Below are 21,110 nucleotides of genomic sequence, written 5' to 3'. Positions count from 1 at the left end.
TGCACGGGTTCTCACAGGGGCCGATCGGGCTGGGGCGAAGAGAGATGCTGTCGGCGACGCGGAGAAGAGCGTCACTGACGCTCAATTCCACGATGCCGAGAGAATCCACAGCGTTCCCACAAGCTCGACATCTCTAGACTGGATCATCGCCCGTGGGGACTGTGATGGGCGAACGACAGGACGAATGAGACAGTGACAGCAGTAGCACCACGTTTCTCTGTGATCACGCCGATGTACAACGTCGCGGCGTATCTGCCTGACTTCTTCGAGTCGCTCGAACGTCAGTCCATCGGCATCGACGAGCTCGACGTCATCCTGGTTGATGATGGATCGACGGATGACACAGCCGAGGTGGCAGCGGAGTTCGCTCGTCGGCACCCGCGGACAGTCCGCGTCCTCCGTAAGGAAAACGGCGGCCAGGCGAGCGCCCGCAATTTCGGGCTCGCGCACGCGATCGGTGAGTGGGTGACATTCCCCGATCCCGACGACCGTGTCTCGAACCACTACTTCCGAGACGCGGCGATCCTCACCTCGGAAGACGGAACTCGAGCGGTCGCGATGGTGACTGCCCGTATCAAGATGTGGCACGAGGCGGACGAGGGCGCGGGCATCGTCCGTGACAACCACGCGCTCGCCCGTCGGTTCACCGACGGCACGCGGATCGTCGACCTCAGCGAAGAGCCACAGACGATTCAGGCCCACGTCACCACGGGGTTCTTCCGCCGCGACATCATCGAAGCCCGTGGACTGCGGTTCCGCGAGAACCTGCGGTTGCGGTTTGAAGATGGGAACTTCGTCTCGCGCTACCTGCTCGGATTCGACCGCCCTCGCGTCGCACTCGCGGCGCACGCCGATTACTTCTATCGCCAGCGCGCAGATGCCTCGTCGGTGGTGCAAAGCAATGCGACCACTCCCGCGAAATACACCGACACCATTCGCTATGGCTATCTCGATGTCGTCGAGGCCGCCGACGGAGTCCTCCCGGCCTGGGCGCAGATGCTCATCATCTACGACCTGCTCTGGCTGTTCCGAGCGTCGCAGGGCGGCGTGGTGCGCCGCGCCCGCTTCCCCGAGAGCATGTACCGGGAGCTCGACGAGCTGCTCCCCGAGATCACCCGCCATCTCGACGAGGATCTCATCCGAGGATTCAACGCCATGGCGGTCTCGGATTGGATGAAGGACGCACTCATCCTTCTCAAGCGCGGCGGCGGGCATGGGACGGTTCACCTCGGACGGATAGATCCCACGCGCGGTCTCATCGCACTCAACTACCGCTATCGCGGCGACGAGCCGCACGGCGAGCAGCTGCTCGTCGACGGGGAGCGCCACGCGCCCCGCTACACCAAGGACTGGGCTCTCGAGTTCGCGGGGCGTCCGATCGTCTACCAGCGCACGATCTGGACGACCATCACACCCCGCCTGATGCTCTCGCTGGACGGCGTGGAGGTGCCGATCCTCGTTCGGCAGAAGCGCGCGGGCTTCGCTGCGGCGACCCCAGAGGTGATCGCGGAGCGGATCGCCAGCGCCACCCGCAAGTCCGTTCCGTCGGCGTCCGGTCTGTCGACGTACCGCCGGCTGCGACGGCGTGCCGGGCTGACGGTACGCGAAGCGGGTGCCGTGCTGATCCGGCGTGTTCGTCCTCGAGAGGCGCTCAACCGCGTGCGGACCGCCTGGGGGGCGATGCCTCTCGCCCCGGCGAAGTTCGCGCGGGCATGGGTCTTCATCGATCGCGATGTCGACGCAAACGACAGTGCGGAGATCCTGTACAAGTGGGTGGCGCAGAACCATCCCGAGATCAACTCATGGTTCGCGATCCGAAGGGAGTCTCCCGACTGGGCGCGGCTCGAAGCGGAGGGCGTGCGACTCGTAGACTACGCGTCGCCCGAGTTCGCGCGGTTGCTGCTCTCAGCGGAACATGTGGCATCGAGCCATGCGGACCGGTTTATCACCGATCCGATTCCGAAGCGCCTGGGGCGGTACGCGTGGACCTTCACCTTCCTCCAGCACGGCGTGATCAAGGGTGATATCTCCGACTGGCTGAACCCGAAGCCGATCTCGACGTTCATCACCTCCACACAGGGCGAGTACGACTACATCGTGGGACGCTCAGCCTTCCGTTATGGCGCGAAAGAGACGCGTCTGGCCGGGCTTCCACGGTTCGATGCCCTCCTCCGACAGGACGCCGCCGTTCCGGACGAGGAGCGCGACATGGTCCTCGTCATGCCGACCTGGCGCGACTACCTCGTCACCGGCATGGTCGGCTCCTCGCGTGGACGCCGGGCAGTGGACGGCTTCGCCGACACGCCCTACGCCCAGCAGCTCGCGGCATTCTTCCGCTCACCGCGCCTGGCGGAGGCCGCCCGGAGGACCGGTTCGCAGATCGTCTTCATGCCCCACCCGAACATGCACGCCTACCTGGATCGCTTCGATCTTCCCGCGGACGTGCGGGTGGTGTCCTACGACGACGTCGATGTGCGCGAGATGATCGTGCGCGCTCGCGTGCTCGTCACCGACTACTCCTCCACGGCGTTCAACATGGCGTACATCCAGCGACCGATCGTGTACTTCCAGTTCGACCGTGACGAGTACTTCACCAGCCACACCGAACGCCCGGCGTACTTCGACTACGAACGCGACGGATTCGGGCCCGTCACGACGGACGCCGATGCGGCGGTGGCTGCGGTGGACGATGCGCTTTCGGGAACGGTCGACGGCGTGTACGCCGCGCGCATGAGCCAGACGTTTCCCGTACGCGACGGCGAGAACTGCCGGCGGGTGTTCGAAGCGATGCTCGAGGCACGACGCGTGCGCCCGCTTGACGAGCGGCTCACGGCAGCGCCCAAGGACTCCTGGGCGGTGGATGTCGCCGGCTGACGCGTCTGGCGCGGGAGTCACCCGAGGGCGCGAAGCGTCTCGCGCAGTGCCTGCTCGTTCCGTTCGAAGTCGAACTCCCAAGCCGAGTGATATGCACGTGGATCAAATGTCACCCCGGCCTGAATGCGGTCCGGTGCGCTCCAGAAATAGTGGAGCTCGGCGCCGAGGCCCATGGCATAGAGCTGCTCATTCCGGGCTGCATAGGCTTCGTGGTTCAGGACGATCATCGCCTGCAGCTTCTCTGCGAAGAGCACGTTGAACATCGCCGACCCGCCGAATCCCGCCACCACCCGGGCATCCGCGAAGAGCTCGGCCTGGGTACGGAGCGTGTGGTCTTCCGGGAAGATCACTTCGAAGCCGTGCTCACGGAAGAGCTCTTCCACGGCCGGCGCATTCCGGCAGTCGCGGTGCACCATGCCGGGGCGACGGGACACGAACAGCTTTCGGCCGGCTGCGGTCCGGTCCGCATCGACGAGCCCCTTCCGGAGGCGTGCCCACACCTCGCGGATCATCGGATGGAACCAGAACGGTTCGTGGTTCTGCCACAGGACAGTGCAGGCGACGAGCGAATCGACTTCGGCGGGAGCCGGCTGCCAGACCACGTCGTGCTCGTCGAGCCCGTATGCGAGCAGCAGTTCCCGCTCATATGTGGGCTGGTAGCCCGGCGGTATGCGGACGATCGCCCGGAGGTCGGGAAGACGTCTCTTCGCCTCATCCCACCCCCACAGCTTGGCCGGAACCTCGGTGATGAAATGGCCGAAGTGCCCGTGGTAGGCCGTGGTCAGGTCGTAGATCGGGCCGCGGAGAAGGGGCACCGGGCCATCGAATCTCGCCGGGATCGATACGAAGTCGGGCGTGACATCCGGGGCGAGGACGGTGCTCGGCACCGCCTCGGTCGGAAATCGGAACGACGGCGGCAGGAGCGTCTGATCGTGCACCCATGCCATGTGGCTGAGCACGCGGATGCGTCCGCGATAGTGGCGCATCGTGATCTCGGGGGTGTCCAACTCGGTGTGCAGATTCTCGACGGAAGGATTCGGCGTGTTCGTGCGCACCGCGGCTGTCGCGGTGACATGAGCGCCCGGCCGCGTATCGATCAGGTCGATGGACACGCGTGGCGTGCGCGTGGCGAGAGAAGCGATCCGCCGCTCCGGCACCTTCAGATAGTGGGCTCTCGCCTTCGTGTGCACCGCGTAGGAGTCGATCCCTTCGACCTGTGAGGTCGCGGAGATGAGGTCGTCCGCCAGCGGCCCGGTCGTCGGTTGGGACGGCAGGCGCCCCTCGACCACGCCGGCCCAGCCGGACACAATCTCGCGGCCTTGGGTGCGGGGACGATGGTGGACGTACAAGCCGTTCGCGGCCAGATGCGGGTATACAGCGCGCCAGAGCGCGACCGAGTCTCCCTCGTCCGTCGGGCGGCGAACATCGATGATGATGTCCGGTGGCGGCGCGTCGCGCATCGAAGCCGCGATGCGGTCAGGCGACGCGAGTCGATGAACGTGCACGCCGGGTTGACGGGTGCGGCTCGGCGCGAAACCGGTTGCGTACACGGTGACGTCGTCGGTGAAGAACGTGCGAAGCCACCGTTGGACCCGCCAGCGTGAAGGGCGATCGGCGATCACGACCACCCGGCGGACGCGGCGGGCAGAGGGCGGGAGAAGATCGCGGATGCGATCTGGGGCGGACGCCGTCGACGGGCGCCGTCGCCACCGCCAGAGGAGGTACCCCAGGGCGCGACGCGAGGGGCGGGTCATGACGGATCTCGGAGCGACGCCATGGCGGCGACCTCGACGGTCACGACCTGACCGGTCAGGTCCGCACCGATCACGTGGGTGGTCACCCGTGCCACTTCGTCGGGGTCGAGCAGCGTCCCGCTCGGCTCGTCTCCGAACGCCGCCGTGCGCATGGGCGTTGCCGTGCGCTGGGGGTTGATGCAGTTGATCCGCACGCCGCTGTCGGCCCACTCCTCGGAGAGCGCCTGGGTGAGGTTGACGACACCGGCCTTCGTCGCCGAGTACGTGCTGTAGTTCGCGCGTCCTCGGGTGTACGAACTCGACGTGAACAGGATCACCTGCCCCTGCGTCTGTGCCAGGTAGCGGTACGCCTCGCGACACACCAGCGCGGGAGCGGTGAGGTTGGTCTGGATCGTCCTCTTGAGTTCGCTCTTCTTCGTGTCGATCAACGGCGCGATCTGCAGCACCCCCGCGGTGATCACAACGGCGTCGATTCGTCCCAGCTCGTCGGCGGCTCTCGCCAGCGCCTTCCGCACATGCTTGGCTGAGGTGACATCCGTCCCTGTTGTCGAACGGCTGAACTCGACGACGCTCGCGCCCGCATCCTGCGCGAGTCGGACGATGCTGGCACCGATCCCGTAGCTTCCGCCGAACACGACGACGCCCTTGCCGGAAAGATCGGGCAGGGTGCCCATACCCTCGAGGGACAGGCTCGCCGACTGCAGCTGGAAGAGCTTGTCTGCGATGTGGACGTCGATGGGTTCGGTGACCTTCATGTTCTCGGCTGTGCCTTCGACGACGAAGATCGGCACGTCGGGAAGGTACGTGAAGACGACCCCGCAGTCGTCGGTCGCGTGGAAGTCCGGATCGCGACGGGCGATCGCGTAAGCCTCGCGGATGGTGCGCAGACGAAAGGCCTGCGGGGTCTGCCCGCGACGGAGCATCGAGCGGGCGGGGATGCCCGAGACCAGACCGTTTCCGTCGACCTCGATGATGGTGTCTGCCGAGGGGATGGCGGTGTCGACCGCGTCGTAGCGGTCAAGCGCGTTCACACAGTCATGGATGATCCGACTGTCGATGAACGGACGCACCGCATCGTGGAACAGCACCTTCAGATCGTCGCCTTCCAGCGCCGCGATCGCGAGTTCGGTGGTGTCGTTGCGCGTCGCCCCTCCCGGCAGGATGCGCGTGAGCTTCGGGAACCTCGCGTCGTCCTTCAGATGATCGAGCTCCGCGATCGCTCCCGGGTTCATCATCACGATGATCTCGTCCACGTCATCGCTGGCCTGCACCGCTTCGAGCGTGTGCTCGACGATCGCCTTGCCCGCGATGCGGATGAGCTGCTTCGGAATGCCGAGGCCGACGCGGACGCCGATGCCGCCGGCCAGGACGACTGCCACCGTGCGGGTGCTGTCACTCACGTGTCGATACCTCGTGGGATTCATGAGTCTTTAGGATGCGCCGCCGTGTGCGGCGTCCGCCCATATCCTACGGTTCACCCGCTGGGACCGTTCACGGAGACGGCGGCGCCGCGAGGGCTGTCACGCATAGGATCGATGAGCCATGATCCCGTTGAGCGCAGTCATCCCTCTCTACCGCGTGGAGAAGTACCTGCCCGATCTGCTCGTCAGTCTGTCTGCGCAGAAGCCCGGCGGGTACCGGCTCGAGGTGATCTTCGTCGACGATGGCTCTCCCGACGGGTCCGGAGCCATGGCGCAGGAGTGGCTCGAGCGATCGGGGATCGACGGTCGCGTGATCCGCCAGGACAACGCCGGCGTCAGCGCGGCACGCAACGCCGGCCTTCGCGCGGCTCGCGGCGAATGGGTGACGTTCCCCGACTCCGACGACTACGTCGCCCCCGACTACTTCCGGCGTGTCTCGCGCTTCCTCGCACGGCACGGCGAGCAGGTCACGATCGCATCCACCCGTCTGGTGCGGCTCCGCGAGCCCGAGACCGAGACCCGGGATGTGCACGCGCTGAAGTTCCGCTTCATGGCGGGCGATCGCTGCGTGCCGATGGCGACGAACCCGGACTTCTTCCAACTGAACGTGGCCTCGGCCTTCTTCCGGCGGCGGGACATTCTCGATCGCGGCCTACTGTTCCGCTCGGGACTGCACGCGTCCGAGGACGCGCTGTTCGTCGCCGAGTTCCTCCTCGACATCCCCGATCCGGTGCTCGGGCTGGTGGCGGATGCACGATACGTGTATCGCAAGCGGGCCAGCGGTGACTCGGCGGTCGACCGGTTCCGGAGCGACCCGGACACGTACATCGAGCGCTTCCGCGACGGCTATCGGGGGATCCTGGAACGCGCCGCCGCCCGCGGGGCCGTGCCCGGATGGCTCCAGTCGATGTTCCTCTACGAATGCCAATGGATCCTGCCGCTTCAGCTGACCAGCGAGGGGTATGCGGCCGTGCTCGATGACGCCGGACGCGCGGCGGCCCTCGACGCGCTCGCCGCCTGTGCGCGCCACGTGACCGAGCAGCGCCTCTTCGAGTACGACGCGACCGCGCTGCCGATGGAGTCCCGCCTGCTGCTGCAGCGTCTCGCGGGCCGGTCGATTCCGGCCTGGGTGGGCGCCTATCGCGACAGCCGGGACGTGCTGACGATTCCCGTCGCCGACCCGGCAGCGGTGGAACTGCACGGTCCGCACGACGAGATCCTCGTCGTCGAGCCCGCCGTCAGCACTCCCGACTACTTCGGTCAGCGGCTGCTCCACCGCTGGGAGGCGCCTGCGCCGGCAGCCCGCTGGGCGTTCGCCGATGCGGAGTATCGATCGATCGTGGAGCGCACATCCGGCGACACCGGTGCGCAGCAGCAGGACCGCCACCGTCGTCGACAGTTCGGTCAGCTCCGCCGGGCCGTGCCGGCCCGCGCCGGCGAGGTCCGGGTGTGGAAGCCGGTGCCGGGTCCGATCGGCTCGCGCTGGCAGCGCCTGCTCTGGGATCTGCGGCTCACGCGCCGCCGCGTGCAGCGGTTGGTCCGCCGTCTACGGCATCGATGAGCAGACCCGCGATCGAGTCTGCGCACGGCGTCGTCGTCGTCGCGGGTGTCGAGACCTGGACCCACCGTGCGGCGAATGCCTGGGTTGCTTCCCGAGTTCCTGTGCCGGCGTCGATCGCCGCCGCCAACGCAGGGATGTCGCGGACGATCGGTCCGGGCAGATCGCGACGGTAGTCGAGGTAGAAGTCACGCGACGCGATGTACTCGTCGAGGTCGGGTGCGAGGAAGTAGCACGGGACGCCGAGCACGGCCGCTTCGTACAGCGCCGACGAATAGTCGGTGATGAACAGGTCGGCCACCTGCAGCAGCTCCTGCGTCGAGAAGCCGGGCGCCGTGTCCACGGTCGGATCGAAATCCACGGGCATGAGCGGGTGGACCTTCACCACCAGGTGGACGCCGATCTCCGCAAGCGCCGCGGTGAGCGCCGCGGCATCCACGGTCACGGTGCCGTCGAGCCGGAACGTCGGCGCGAAGACCGCCACACGCGCAGTGCGCAGGTGGGGATGAACGTCGTGGATGCGGGCACGGGCGGCTTCGGAGCGCTGCGGGTCGAGGAGCCGATCGACGCGCGGCAGCGGCGCCACCGCGACGTTGTCAACGCTCGTCCCGAACGCATCGGCGAACGCGGGGCGGCACTCCGGTCCGCTCGCGAGCACGACGTCGTACCCGTGGTGCATCCGCATGGCGTGCGCCAGCCGACGATCGCGACCCTCTTCGTGATCGAGGATGCTGAGGCCGAACTTCTTGAACGCACCGAGCGCGTGCCAGATCTGCACGACGGTGAGCCCCGGGCCGTGCCGCAGCAGGCTCGCGACCATCGCGTACGTGTCGATCACGAGCACCCGAGAGGTGGCGACGTGATAGAGCTGCGCCAGCATGTGGAACGAGTAGCCGATCTTGGCGAGGTACCCCGGCGGCACCATTCGCACGAGCGTCACCACGCGCACGCTCGGATCGGCGCGCCGGATCGCTGCGGTGAGATCCACGAAGTCGTTCGGCACCGTCTCGTGCTCGCGGCTGATCATCACGACCTTGCGGCGGCGCGGCAGCATGCGCAGTGGCGCATAGGCGATGTTCAGCCCGATCCGTGCAGCGTGGGCGACCAGCAGCCGCAGGCCCATCGAGCCGGATGCCCGGGTGGGCTCCACGGCGCTGCCGCCCGGCGCGGCGGCCTCAGGGCGTCCGGCGTCGCGCGGAGTCAGGATGAGCTCGCGGGTGATCCGCTCCGAGGAGTGGCCGTCGCACGCCCCCATGAAGAACTCGACGAAGCGCTCCTGCGTCTCTCCGTGCCGCGCAGTCCTGATCGCGTCTGCGAGCCGAGCGGCGTCGGTCACCAGCGGGCCGGTGACGTAGTCGGTGAACGGGTAGTAGAAATCGCGGTCGGACGTGTACTGCTCCAGGTCGGGGCAGAAGAACACGATCGGCCGGCGCAGGAGCGCGTACTCGAAAATGGTCGACGAGTAGTCGGTGACCAGCACATCGGCCGCCATCAGCAGCTGGGTGATCTCGCGGTCGGTGGTGACGTCGATGATGCCGGTGACTCCGGGGCGCGCGACGCTGAGAGGTGCGACGAACGGGTGCATCTTGACCACGACTACCCAGTCGTCGCCCAGGCTCTCGGCCAGTCCGCCCCAGTCGACGCTGTCGTAGTCGAAGGTCGCGGTCAGCTGCCCGTTCCCACGGAACGTCGGTGCGTACAGGGCGATACGCGTGTGCTCACCGATCCCGTACCGGGCCCGCACCTCTCGGTTGGCCTCAGCGACCGTCGCATCATCGAAGAACACGTCGGTGCGGGGGACCCCCAGGGGCTTCACCCTCGAGATGTCGATTCCATACGCTTCGGCGTAGTTCCCGCGGACCTCTTCGCTGCTGACGGTGGCGTCTGTGTAGTTGCGGTGGATGACCGACCCGGGAATCGGTCCCCCGGGCAGACCCGCGCGGCTGTGGCCGACGCGCTTGAATGCACCCGCAGCGTGCCACACCTGCAGCAACCGTGACTCGGGGCGGATCCGGAACTGATAGATCAGCGGGTAGAAGTCGTCGAGGACGATGGTCTGCGCCGTCGCGGTCACCCACGGAAGGCGCAGGATGTCGCGGACCGGGCGCCGCGCGCGCAGGTTTGGTTTGAAGATCCCGATGATCTCCGCCTCGGGATCCTGTCGCCAAATCTCGTCCCGCAGAGACTGGATGTTGCCGGAGTAGTCGGATCGCGAGTCGGAGAGGAACACCACTCGGTTCGGCTTCACCCGAGCGAGGCGGGTGAACAGGCTGTAGGTGAGGAAGTAGGGTGCCCCGCGCCACTTCTGGAGGAAGCTGCTGCGACGCAGCAGGTTGCGCAGGCTCGGCATCTCACTCCTTCCAGACTGCGTGCAGAAGTGCCTGATTCTATGTGACTTGGCTATGCGGTCCTCCGAACGGGCGCGCCTCTCGGCGTCATCACAGTGACCAGCCGGTAATCTCGTCAGGTGCCCAAGACTCCTCCATCTGGACGCTACCGCGTGGACCGTGCCGGGTCCCACGCGGCACCGCGGCGACGCCGGCGATGGCCCTGGATCACCACCTCGGTGGTCGGCGGCGTCGTTGTCGCCCTGGGCGCCGTCACCGCGGTGTTCGCCGTGCAGGCGATCTCGGTGAAGGACGACCTGATGTCGGCCAAGTCCGAGATCGCGTCGATCACGAAGTACATGAAGAGCGGCGACTCGGCCAAGATCGCCGCTGCCGGCGACGAGGTGCTCACGCTCACACGTCGAGCCGACTCCACGGTGAAGGGGCCGCTGTGGGAGGTGGCCGCCGGCATCCCGCTCATCGGCCAGAACGTCGATGCGGTACGCAAGGCGACCGAGGCGACCCACGTTCTCGCTGAAGGCGCGATGCCCGCGGGCGTGAAGCTGCTGAGCACGCTGCAATTGGACAAGATCTCGGTCAAGGGCGGCGGAATCAACCTCGCCCCGATCAGCGAAGCCGCAGACTCGCTGCCTGCCATCACCACCGCGTTCACCCAGGCTCAGAGCGAGCTGAAGAGTGTCGACCGCTCCAAGCTCCTGCCGTTCGTGGACAGTGCCGTCGGCTCGCTGTTCGACGTCATGGATCAGGCGGGTCCGGCGTTGAAGAACGTCCAGCACTATCTGCCGACGCTGTTGGAGATCGCCGGTGCGGATGAGAAGCGCACGTACATGCTGATCTTCCAGAACAACGCCGAGTCGCGAAGCGGCGGCGGGTTGCCGGCGGCGACAGCGATCGTCAACGTCGACAACGGCAGCGTCAAGCTGGCGAAGCAGACTGGTACGTACAGCTTCCCGCGCAACCAGCAGGTGGTCGACCTGCCTCAGGAGACCCTGGCCCTCTACGAGCCCGACACGTTCATGGGGTTCGGCAACTTCACCCGCACCCCGAACTTCCCGACGACCGCTCAGGCCTTCGACAACCTGTGGTTCAACACCAACGGCGCGCACCTCGACGGTGTGATCTCGGTCGACCCGGTCGTGCTCTCGCACATGCTCAAGGTGACCGGACCGATTGAGACGGCCGATGGACGCAAGCTGACCTCGGGCAACGTGGTCGAAGCCCTGCTCTATGACGCGTACGGCCGCTACCCGGTGAACGCCGTCCAGGACGCCTTCTTCGCCGACGTGGCCGCCCGCGTGTTCAACAAGGTGGCGTCGGGCAAGTGGGACGTGATGAAGATGCTCACCCAGCTGGAAACCTCGGTGAAGGAGCAGCGCCTGCGCGTCTGGTTCCCGCGCAAGGACGAGCAGGCGATGTCGGTCGAGCTGGGCCTGGACGGTGCGATGGCGACGACCAACAAGAAGACGACCGAAGTCGGGATCTTCGTCAACGACGCGGCCTACAGCAAGCTCGAGTACTTCATGAAGACGAAGGTCAATGTGACCTGCAGCGCCGCGGACCGTACGATCACCACCTCGATGACGATCGCGAACAGCGCCCCGCTCGAGGGGATGACCAAGTACCAGCTCGGCATCCGGAACAAGCGCTATGGGCTGCTGAAGAACACCTTCATCCAGGACATCATCTACTTTGCGCCGACCGGCTCGAAGATCACCGCGGTTGATCCGCAGTTCGGCGACTCCTACGCCGACATGCGCAGCGGTGTCGAGGACGGACGCAACGCCCAGAGCATCCGCGTCTTCGTCCCGAGCGGCGAGACGAAGACTGTCTCGTTCACCAGCACACTGCCCAAGGGCGACCTCGGGCCGCTGTCGGTGCGGTACACCCCGACGGTGACGACCACACCGGTCACCGTGGCGAAGACCTGCGACGGGCTGCTGGACAGGCAGTAGCACTCATGTAGACGGTCCAATGAGGACCAGCTCGGAGGTGTCGTCCCAGTCCAGTAGTCTGAACTGGTGCGAGTTGCAGTCATGGGCGGGGCGGGGTACATCGGATCGCATGTTGTTGAGCTATTGATCTCGCGCGGCGACGAAGTGGTCGTGTGCGACGACTTGTCAACAGGTATCCGAGAGCGAGTGGCTGGAGCCGAACTCGAAGTAATAGACCTGTCGAATCCTCATAATCAGCCCGAAATTGCAATGACACTTGGGGGTGTCGACGCAGTCCTTCACTTCGCTGCCAAGAAGCGAGTGGACGAATCGATGCAACGGCCAGCGTGGTACTACCAGCAGAACATCGGCGCACTCGCTAACGTGCTTTGCTCAGTTGACGAGGCACGTGTTCAGAGATTCATCTTCTCGTCATCGGCGGCAGTCTACGGCGCAACCGCTGGGCATGCCATCACCGAGGACTCTCCAACGCAGCCGGTGAACCCTTACGGTGAGACGAAACTCGCTGGTGAATGGCTTGTGGCTGACTCGGTGACTGCGAAGATGGATGCGATCAGTCTCAGGTACTTCAACGTTGCGGGCGCTGCATCCGAGAGGCTGAAGGACTCCGCAGCCTTAAATCTCATTCCCATCGTTCTCGAGAAGGCACGACGGGGTCTACCAGCTTCAATATTCGGGACTGACTACGATACCGCGGATGGTACGTGCGTGCGTGACTTCATCCATGTCAGCGATCTTGCAGCGGCGCATCTCGCGGCACTGGACGCACCGCGGGAGAAGGTCGCATCGCATCGAGTATTTAACGTCGGAACTGGGCATGGCTACTCCGTTCGCACGGTTGTGGACACGGCGCGACAACTGCTACCCGACGTTCCCGTTCCTGCCGACAGCCCCCGTCGGCCGGGCGACCCCGCGTCGGTAGTCGCCGACGCATCACGCATCCGTGAAGAACTCGGATGGACCCCTACTCACACACTCGAGGACATGATCGAGTCTTCGTGGTAACCCCACGTAGACGTCCTACACCAGCGCGGAAATATCGATGATCATGAATCGCCACTCGGTAGGCCGACGGGTCCCTGTTTCGTGCCATCCGTAGACCCCGCGGGAGCGCGAGCGTCAAGAGCACCGTCTGGTCGCTGGGAAGCCGCAGGAGAAGTGCGAGGTCGGTTCCTGATCGAATCGAAGGCCGTCCGCAACGCACGCTGAATACGAGGGCGTAGGGGACGCTCGACCCATCTCTCTACGATGATCGCCAAAAGGAACGCGAACGCGACGGCACACGCAACCGCCATCCACTTGTTCATGAACGGATGGACAAGCTTGATCAGCCACCACCCCCAGATCTCATGGAAGAGGTAGAGCGGATAGGTCAGAGCACCCGCGAAACTTAGCCAGGCTGGCCCTCGCCGGGAAAACGGAGATACCGTGGCCAGGATCACGAGCCCGAATATGCACGCCATAAGACTGACCGAAACAAGCGAGGAGAGATTCATGCCGGTATTGTTCGCGGTATTGTGCAGGAGATAATGCTGAGTTGTTTGGTAGGTTGCGATCAGCGCATTGAAGCCAAAGATGAACCATCGCAACAATGAATGGCCATGCGCATGGATGAGGTAGAGCGCCATTCCGGCGGCAAATAGAGATGCATACCGTGGCTGGGCGAAGTCTACAATGAACATTGACTTGGCCTGCTCGGCGATTATTCCGAGCAAGGGCCATAGGATCGCAAATCCCATGATCACGCGCTCATTATCGAGACGAGCGATCAACATGCCGATCAGGACGTAGAAGAGCAACTCAACCCAGAGAGTCCAGTACACGCCATCGAGATTTGCCGCTCCGACCCCCTGCTGGACCATTGTTAGGTTGACCAGCACAGTCTCCAAGTTCGGGTTCTTGAACTGGTCTGGTGCGATTACAGTGAATAAGACCGCGTAAGAGATCACTGATACCCAGTATGCCGGGTACAGACGCGCCACGCGTGAACTGACGAATTGACCGATTGTTCGGCCCCGTGCTGACATCAGAATGACGAAACCGCTGATTACGAAAAACATCTGGACCCCGAGCGCACCGTAGGCCGCAAAATGGGAAACGAATGGAAAGACGTCCTTGGGAGCCGACCCCCAATGATCTCCTTCGCGAGCGAAATAGTGATATGCCATTACCGACAACGCAGCTAGGAGGCGGAGGCCATCGAGGTATCTGAATCTGGGGCGCGAAGGAAGGGGCGTCGATGTCATGGCTCATTCCTTCTCGTCGCGGAACCTAGCAGATTGCCGTTTCGCACTAGCTGTGGCCGTCCAACTCCAGAATGGATCGGTAGGTGCGCTCGCTGCAGCGGCCATCGCGGTACGCGAAGAAATCGCGAGACCGGACCGAATATTTGGCGGTCATTTCAGAATCCGTGAGCGCATTCTCAGTCGCATCCACCGCGGCATTGATATCATCCACTACCGGCCCGAAGCCTTGCTCGCTGTATTCGAAGTACCCGGTTCTGTGGGGATGTTCAGCGAAGAATTCTCTGTGATCGAACTGAAAATATACGACTGGGACGAGCAGATATGCCGCCTCGAACGCGAGGGACGAGTAATCGGTGACTAGGACAGCGGCCCTCGCAATAACCTCCTGGATGTCGCCGTCGGCATATCGGACAAGTCTCACGCTCTCTGGTAGGTCCGCTTGCGTGAGGTGGGGTTCGAGGTTGGGATGCGGTACATATAGGATCTCCAGGTCCCGATCGTAGGCAAGAGCAGTGAGACGCTGACTTCGCAGGAATCCATTCCATGACTTGAAGTACGTGGAGTCACGGAACCCAGGCTTTAACGGCCTTAGGTTCCCCTTGCCGGTTATAGGTTCCATCAAGTATTCTCGCCAGGTGGGCATGACCACGATCGCTCTGCGAGCCCGGGGCTCCAGTTCCGAATATTTGCGGAGTAGAGCATCATGCCTGGGGAACCCCGTCATCACGACCTCGCGCGCCGAGAGTGTGTAGGGTGTGCCGCTATCAATGAACGCGGCCTGTTCGGAGGGGCCCGTTGTGATCATTCGGCGAATTGGTTTGCCATTGAGCCAACGTGAGATATCGTCTTTCGTTACCCCGTGCTGGAGAAAAGTGTAGCTCCAACGGGGGGCGCCATACAGTCGTCTGTCAAGTGGTTGGACGATGTAATGGTCGACGTGAGATGAAATGAGATGCTTGGTTCTCAGAAGTAGAACCTCATGACGCAACGAACCGTGAGCGACTAATCGAAACCCTTCTCGCCGCAGGCGATGCCAGTCGACGGTTCCTCGTTTGATGACAAACCACGCATTCACTCCTGGCTGATTGTGCTTGAGCCATCGGTACAGGTGTTCCGCATTATCCTGGGCCTGAACGTCTCTGTCGATGAGCGTCCACGCCCCGCTATATTGCCGTCCTAGGCGCGTGTGTTTCGCAAGGAGTTTAGCAAACGCTGCGCGAGCGCGACGCATGATCTTGCTACGGCCGTGAAGAACGCGGTTTACTCGGGCTTGCCACGTGGCGACCGAGGATTTCCGACGGTTGGTCTTTTGGCGCAGCCGTTCTCGCGTCTCGACAGCATTTCCTGTCGGAATCCGTTGTGTGACAGCCATCCGCGTGGTAAGTCTGAACTTTCGGGCGAGTTCGTCGTGCTCCCATGAGGTTCGGTTGATGGACGGAGGGCCTAGCCGGATCTCCGCTGGGCATCCAGCCAAAGCCACGGTTAAAGGACCACCAACTGATACCCAAAGGATCCGCTCGTGTAGTACCGGCTCGTCGAAGTACACTACTGCCCGGTTTTTTGCGTACCTAGGGAGGACGACTTGATTGCCTGATCTTATTTCTTCAGATACCGGTTCGGCGTTGTAATACTTGAGTTGGAGCAGTCCCTCGCGATTGTCCCCGCGCCATACATTAACAATGTGAGGGTTCGGTGAGTGCCCACCCAGTGCGAGAAACACTTCACGCAACTGCACGCTAAGTCCCGTGACATTGTAACTTGATATAGCTGTCGGCGTCACCGACCGAAGCGTCCTTCGGACGAGTCGAATAAACTCGGACTTAACTTCGGGGGGCAGCCCCTTAGTGGCGGTGTGGATTTGAGCGTCGTACTTGAAGTACCACTGGAGTTCATAAATGATAACATACTGGAGCCAGAGTGGCACTAAACCAAGGAGTTCTGTCGCTTCCTGCAGTAGCGCTATCCAGCCATGCAGCGGCAGATCGAGGTACTTTCTGGGATTTGACCAGCTACTCGCAACCAATGAACTCTGATCTGCGCGCCTACGATAGAGATATCGCGCATCGGGCACTACGATAAGGGAGGGGTTGGGCTGGCGCAGGTTGTATCTCGCAATCAGAGCGCCGTCCTCAAAGTTCGGGCGCACACTGGAGTCGAATTTGAGGCCGCTTTGTCGGAGGTCATCCTGCCGAAAGAACGCAGTGGCGGCGGAGAGATGCACCGTTTGAGGCTCGTCGTTGAGGAGGACCAACCGCCGGCCGCGGGAGAATTTACTTCGAAGCGGATGGGAATTGGACAGTTGTCGAGTCTTGTCGTCCAGGAAGATGAGATTCGTTGTGATGAACGAGGTAGCCATTGCCGCCTCAGAATCAATTACTTCGAGAATGGACGCGAGGTATCCACCGTCGAGCATGTCGTCAGGGTCGGGAAAGGATACCCACGTGCCTGCCGCTTCGGACAGACCGGTGTTACGTGCGGCACTTAGTCCGCCGTTATCTTGGTCAATTACTCGCCCATTCGCCAGTTCTTTGCGCCGATCCCGCAACCAAGCGCGCACGATCTCAGCCGACTCGTCGGGCGAGCCGTCATTCACGAATAGGATTTCTGTCTTCGATAGAGTTTCAGATCCTTGACTGTCAATGCTCTTCAAAAAGTCCGGTAGGTATCTGGCGACGCCGTACATGGAGACAATAAGGGAGACCGTCGGTCGAGACGCAGTTGCAAATGGGACTGCCGTGATACTGGATGACATCGATGAATTGGTTGCTGTTCTCGTGTGTGGAAGCGTCGGGGCGCCGTTCATGTTGGTGCTCGTGAGCGTCCGCGAGCCGCGTCCATCCTACTGGTGAGAGGCTACGGCGAGCGCCGGGGCTGCATTCCGAACTGGTTTCCGTCTTTCGTGAGGCCAGGGAGGTCACTCCGTTGCGGGGAGATTCGAGGCCGGGGCCGCGGCATCCAGTCTCTCGCGCCACGACCGTGACTGCCCGGCTCGGACGAGGCAGACGACGAGGATCAGCCAGCCGGCCCCGAACAGGGCGAAGCTCTCGAACAGCGAGTTGACCACGAGCGTGACGAGGATCAGCGGCGTCCAGGCGTAGACGGGGGAGCGGCGCTCCCCGGCCACCAGCCAGGCGCGGATGAGGGCGACCCCGACCATCGCCACGAACAGGAACGCTCCCACCCAGCCGACCTGCAGCACGAGGTCGGCGTATGCGTTCAGCGCCGTCGTGTAGTCCTTGCCGAGCGAGAAGTTGATCGCGACGAACGGGTATTCCTCGCGCGGCCACGGACCGAACCAGCCGAACCCCTGCACGGGGTAGAACCGCACGTACATGGACAGCACCCGCCAGAGGTTCGCGCGGATGGAGAAGTCCGACCCGGCGGCCGCGATGAGCTGGTGCCGGAACAGATAGGCGGTGGCCAGGCCGAGCACCACGACCGCGCCCAGGCTCCACTGCAGCGTCATGCGGTTGTGTGGGCTGGTGCGCCGCACGAGCACGAGGGCGCCGGTGGCCAGGCCCACCGCGGCGGCGAGCACCAGCACCGTGGGCGACCCGCTGAGCACCGCCAGGACGCCGCCCACGGCCACGGAATAGACGGCCACGCCCGGGCGCACCGAGGCCGTCCGCCACTCCACCACGAACGTGATGAGGGCCAGCACCGCCACGAACCCCAGCATATTGCGGGTGCCGAAGATGCCCTCGACGGGCCCGAACTCGATGATGTTGCCCTCGATGCCGAACCAATGCACGGGGGTGGTCATGAGGATGCCGATGACGATCTCGATCGCCAGCGAGATCGACAGCAGCCAGCGCATGACATCGCCCAGCGCCCGTGCGGTCTGCAGCGTGTCGCGCACGTGGCCCACCACGATCGCCAGGAATGCGATCGCCACGAGCGACACCCATCCCACCACCGTGTCGGGCGCCGACTCGCTCCAGAAGACGCTGATGATCGTCCAAGCCAGGAACACCAGCAGCGACACCGGGACCAGCCGCAGGAACGAGAGCTCGCGGCGGCGGGCGATCAGCATCCCGAAGCCGATGATGCACAGCCCGACGATGATCGTGACGTAGGTGACGAGCCCGGCCATCCATTGGATGGCGTGCGACGAGAAGACCACGGCGAACGCGGTCAGTGTGAACGCCCGTGCCATCCCGGCCGAGCGCAGCAGCTCGGGCAGCCAGCGCGGTGTCGGGATGCTGCGGTCCCCGTTCACCGGCGGCTCCCGGCCGGAGACCGGTCATCGCCGATCAACTCGCCCCGCTCGATCGCCACCCGCTGCTCGATCGGCCCGACGCCGACATGCGGCGACTGCTTGATCTTGAACGCGAGCATGACCACGAACATCCACCCCCACAGCAGCAGGGGCTCGGACTCGGCCAGCCCCTGCACGAGCAGCACGGCGATCACGAGCGTGGGCAGCAGTGTCAGCGGGGAGTACGGGCGATCGGCCCGCAGATCCCAGCGGGGCCGGTCGACAGCGAAGAACCACGCCCGCCAGGTGAACGCCAGATACAGCAGCGCCATCAGAACGACGCCGATGATGCCCAGCTGCATCGACACGTCGATCCACATGTTGTGCGCCTGCATCACCGACTGGCCGTGGTCGACGACCCAGCCCTCGAAGTGCGGATCGTCCGGCAGCCAGGGGGTGGCGAACCCCCACCCGACGACGGGATGCTCCCCGGTGCGCGCCAGCACCGCCTGCCAGATGCGCTCGCGACCGGTCAGGTCGGCCGAGCGGCCGAGGACGGCGAAGATCCGATCGCGCAGCAGCCAGACCGTGAGCGCCCCGCCGATGCCCACCACCGCGAACACGCCGTAGTAGAGACTTCGCCGCTCCGGGGTCTTCGCGCTGCGCATGAGCAGGACGGTGACCAGCACGACCGCCGCGAACACCGCCGACAGGTACACGGTCGCCGACGATGCCCGGTACAGCAGATAGACCGCGATCAGGATCCACACGCCCAGCAGCGCGCGCCGCGGCGCTTTGGCGGCCATCCTGATCGCGAACACGATGATCGCGATCAGGCACACGGCCGCCAGCGGGTTCGCGTTGCCGAAGATGCCCTGGATGCGACCGCCGTTGAACAGGTTGCCGCGACTCCAGAACACGATCGGGTCGTACTCCTGGGCGGGCAGCTGGAATTCAGGCAGCAGCGGCCCGCGCACGAAGAGCGCGACCGCCAGTTCGAACAGGAGCGACAGCCCCAGGCACCATTTGAGGGCCGAGCCGATCGCCCTCACCACCTCGCGCCAGGTGAGCACCGCCGCCACGAACAGCCCCTGGAACGTCGTGATCACCAGCAGCAGCCAGGTCAGCGCCGAGGTGCCGAGCCAGTGCGACCACAGCATCGACAGCCCCGCCCACACCAGATAGGCCATGACGAACCAGGGCACGCGCCGCCAGTTCACCGGGGGACGGATGCTGAGCCAGAGCGTGATCGAGACGACCGCCGACAGCGCGGTCACGGCGCCGGTGCCGGCCGCGCCGACGGCGTTCACAGTGAAGGTTCCGGACAGGGCCAGGAACAGCACGAAGATGCACCACGCGCGCAGCAGGATATGCCGCGTCTTCTCGCGCACCGGCGCGCTCGGCGGCGCCGACACGGGGTGTTTGGAGAGGACGGCCATGGTGGCATTCAGGCTATCGCGCGCACCTGTGCGGGACGGCTTCGACGCTGCTGGTTCGCGTGCGGTGATGTATGATTACATCATGTTGCGTACGCAGATCTCGCTGACGGTCGAGGAGCGGCGGCTCCTCGACGCTGAAGCGGCGCGGACCGGGCGTTCGATCTCTGCGCTCATCCGGGATGCGGTCAGCAGAACATACAGCTCGCGGCGCGACGTCGATTCTGATCTCGTGGCGATCGACGCGGCAATCGGCGCCTGGGGCGGCCGCGACCTCGATGGCGCGGCGTATGTCGAGAGCATTCGCTCGGGTCGTCGCCTCACGGGCACGGCCGCGCTGTGACGGTCGTCGTCGATACCTCGATCCTCATCGATGTCCTTCGGGGAGAACTCGCCGCGGCCGCGGTGCTCCGGAAGGCGCGAGCGTCGGGGCCGCTGCAGGCAAGCGAAGTCACCAGGTTGGAAGTCCTGGCGGGAATGCGATCCCGTGAGGAGGATGCGACTCGGGCGCTCTTCGCGGCATTCACCTGGCACTCCATGGATGAGCGGATCGCCGAGATCGCCGGAGAACTCGGCCGTCAGTGGCTTCCCGGCAATCGCGGCATCGACTCCGCCGATCTCGCCATCGCCGCTACAGCTGTCGCGCTCGACGCAGGTCTGCTCACACGGAACGTGAAGCACTTCCCGATGTTCAGCGGACTGTCTGCACCGTATTGACCATCCGGGTGGTGTGCGGGCGGGTCGTTATCCGATGGGGACACGCTCCCGGCGCGTCGCGAAGCTTCAACCGGAGGATGAGGCTTTAGTATCTGCGACTTGACCATCTCGAATGACACCTGTGTAATTATCAGCAAGCGCGTATCGCGTGGGGGGAAAGCAGGTTGGAGAACGAGATGACGGGCGCACAGTACCGCTCAGGCGTTCCCGCAGATTGGTTCGTCGATCCGGTCGATCTGGGAGTGCCGGGTGTCCGGCATCCAGTCGAAGAGGACAATCCGCTCGCATGGCAGGCAGATGCACTGTGCGCGCAGACCGATCCGGAAGCGTTCTTTCCGGAGAAGGGCGGCTCGACGCGCGACGCGAAACGCGTCTGCACGACGTGTGAGGTTCGGGCTCAGTGTCTCGAGTATGCGCTTCAGAACGACGAGCGCTTCGGGATCTGGGGCGGACTCAGCGAGCGCGAACGCCGCAAGCTCAAGCGACGGGCGTCGTAGGGGGGTGTAGCCGGGGCGGGTCGATTCGACTCGCCTTCGGCTCGCTCGCCGATGCGGCCCGGTAGGGTCGTCGCGGACACCGGCCCTTCGTCTCGCTTCGCTCGCTCAG

Annotated in this window: 14 protein-coding genes; 7 read left to right on the top strand and 7 right to left on the bottom strand. The window is 64.3% G+C overall.

Features of this window, described 5'->3' with window-relative positions; translation table 11 throughout:
- The first annotated feature begins 219 nt into the window (after window positions 1–219).
- On the top strand, window positions 220–2,874 hold the full coding sequence (locus AC0L6F_RS05340; protein ID WP_473539448.1) for a CDP-glycerol:glycerophosphate glycerophosphotransferase: 2,655 nt from the start codon (window positions 220–222) through the stop codon (window positions 2,872–2,874).
- Between the two features lie 17 nt (window positions 2,875–2,891).
- On the opposite strand, the gene AC0L6F_RS05335 is transcribed toward AC0L6F_RS05340, so the two are convergent.
- Together AC0L6F_RS05335 and AC0L6F_RS05330 are read right to left on the bottom strand one after the other, a co-directional pair.
- The gene (locus AC0L6F_RS05335; protein ID WP_473539447.1) at window positions 2,892–4,502 is read right to left on the bottom strand and encodes a glycosyltransferase family 61 protein; all 1,611 of its coding nucleotides are present in this window, start codon (window positions 4,500–4,502) and stop codon (window positions 2,892–2,894) included.
- A gap of 122 nt (window positions 4,503–4,624) precedes the next feature.
- Complete coding sequence (locus AC0L6F_RS05330) at window positions 4,625–6,028, bottom strand: SDR family NAD(P)-dependent oxidoreductase (protein ID WP_473539445.1); 1,404 nt, start codon at window positions 6,026–6,028, stop codon at window positions 4,625–4,627.
- A 142-nt stretch (window positions 6,029–6,170) separates the two neighbouring features.
- Here AC0L6F_RS05330 and AC0L6F_RS05325 point away from each other — a divergent pair, with 142 nt between their 5' ends.
- Window positions 6,171–7,610, top strand: a complete 1,440-nt coding sequence (locus AC0L6F_RS05325) for a glycosyltransferase family 2 protein (protein ID WP_473539444.1) — start codon at window positions 6,171–6,173, stop codon at window positions 7,608–7,610.
- On the opposite strand, the gene AC0L6F_RS05320 is transcribed toward AC0L6F_RS05325, so the two are convergent.
- Window positions 7,561–9,957, bottom strand: a complete 2,397-nt coding sequence (locus AC0L6F_RS05320; protein WP_473539442.1) for a CDP-glycerol glycerophosphotransferase family protein — start codon at window positions 9,955–9,957, stop codon at window positions 7,561–7,563. The two genes, AC0L6F_RS05325 and AC0L6F_RS05320, sit on opposite strands and share 50 nt — an antisense overlap.
- Window positions 9,958–10,074: 117 nt before the next feature.
- Here AC0L6F_RS05320 and AC0L6F_RS05315 point away from each other — a divergent pair, with 117 nt between their 5' ends.
- Together AC0L6F_RS05315 and galE are read left to right on the top strand one after the other, a co-directional pair.
- The gene (locus AC0L6F_RS05315) at window positions 10,075–11,907 is read left to right on the top strand and encodes a DUF4012 domain-containing protein (RefSeq protein WP_473539440.1); all 1,833 of its coding nucleotides are present in this window, start codon (window positions 10,075–10,077) and stop codon (window positions 11,905–11,907) included.
- 66 nt (window positions 11,908–11,973) lie between these two features.
- Window positions 11,974–12,912, top strand: a complete 939-nt coding sequence (galE, locus tag AC0L6F_RS05310; RefSeq protein ID WP_473539438.1) for a UDP-glucose 4-epimerase GalE — start codon at window positions 11,974–11,976, stop codon at window positions 12,910–12,912.
- Between the two features lie 41 nt (window positions 12,913–12,953).
- Here galE and AC0L6F_RS05305 read toward each other — a convergent pair whose 3' ends face one another.
- From AC0L6F_RS05305 to AC0L6F_RS05290, 4 genes are all read right to left on the bottom strand, one after another.
- The gene (locus AC0L6F_RS05305) at window positions 12,954–14,153 is read right to left on the bottom strand and encodes an acyltransferase family protein (protein ID WP_473539436.1); all 1,200 of its coding nucleotides are present in this window, start codon (window positions 14,151–14,153) and stop codon (window positions 12,954–12,956) included.
- Window positions 14,154–14,199: 46 nt separating this feature from the next.
- On the bottom strand, window positions 14,200–16,905 hold the full coding sequence (locus AC0L6F_RS05300; protein ID WP_473539435.1) for a CDP-glycerol glycerophosphotransferase family protein: 2,706 nt from the start codon (window positions 16,903–16,905) through the stop codon (window positions 14,200–14,202).
- Window positions 16,906–17,067: 162 nt separating this feature from the next.
- Window positions 17,068–18,372 (bottom strand): O-antigen ligase family protein, encoded by a 1,305-nt coding sequence (locus tag AC0L6F_RS05295; RefSeq protein ID WP_473539434.1) that lies wholly within the window; start codon window positions 18,370–18,372, stop codon window positions 17,068–17,070.
- On the bottom strand, window positions 18,369–19,790 hold the full coding sequence (locus AC0L6F_RS05290; protein ID WP_473539433.1) for an O-antigen ligase family protein: 1,422 nt from the start codon (window positions 19,788–19,790) through the stop codon (window positions 18,369–18,371). Before AC0L6F_RS05290 ends, AC0L6F_RS05295 begins: the two co-directional genes overlap by 4 nt.
- Here AC0L6F_RS05290 and AC0L6F_RS05285 point away from each other — a divergent pair.
- From AC0L6F_RS05285 to AC0L6F_RS05275, 3 genes are all read left to right on the top strand, one after another.
- Window positions 19,789–20,130: a ribbon-helix-helix domain-containing protein gene (locus tag AC0L6F_RS05285; protein ID WP_259612349.1), complete on the top strand. Its 342-nt coding sequence runs from the start codon at window positions 19,789–19,791 to the stop codon at window positions 20,128–20,130. The two genes, AC0L6F_RS05290 and AC0L6F_RS05285, sit on opposite strands and share 2 nt — an antisense overlap.
- Window positions 20,127–20,504, top strand: coding sequence for a PIN domain-containing protein (locus AC0L6F_RS05280; RefSeq protein WP_473539432.1), 378 nt, complete (start codon window positions 20,127–20,129; stop codon window positions 20,502–20,504). The genes AC0L6F_RS05285 and AC0L6F_RS05280 overlap by 4 nt, the downstream gene beginning before the upstream one ends.
- A 176-nt stretch (window positions 20,505–20,680) precedes the next feature.
- The gene (locus AC0L6F_RS05275) at window positions 20,681–21,001 is read left to right on the top strand and encodes a WhiB family transcriptional regulator (protein WP_259612347.1); all 321 of its coding nucleotides are present in this window, start codon (window positions 20,681–20,683) and stop codon (window positions 20,999–21,001) included.
- The last annotated feature ends 109 nt before the right edge of the window (window positions 21,002–21,110 follow it).

Source organism: Microbacterium sp. G2-16M, from assembly GCF_055809115.1.
This window is presented reverse-complemented; position numbering and strand designations above follow the sequence as displayed.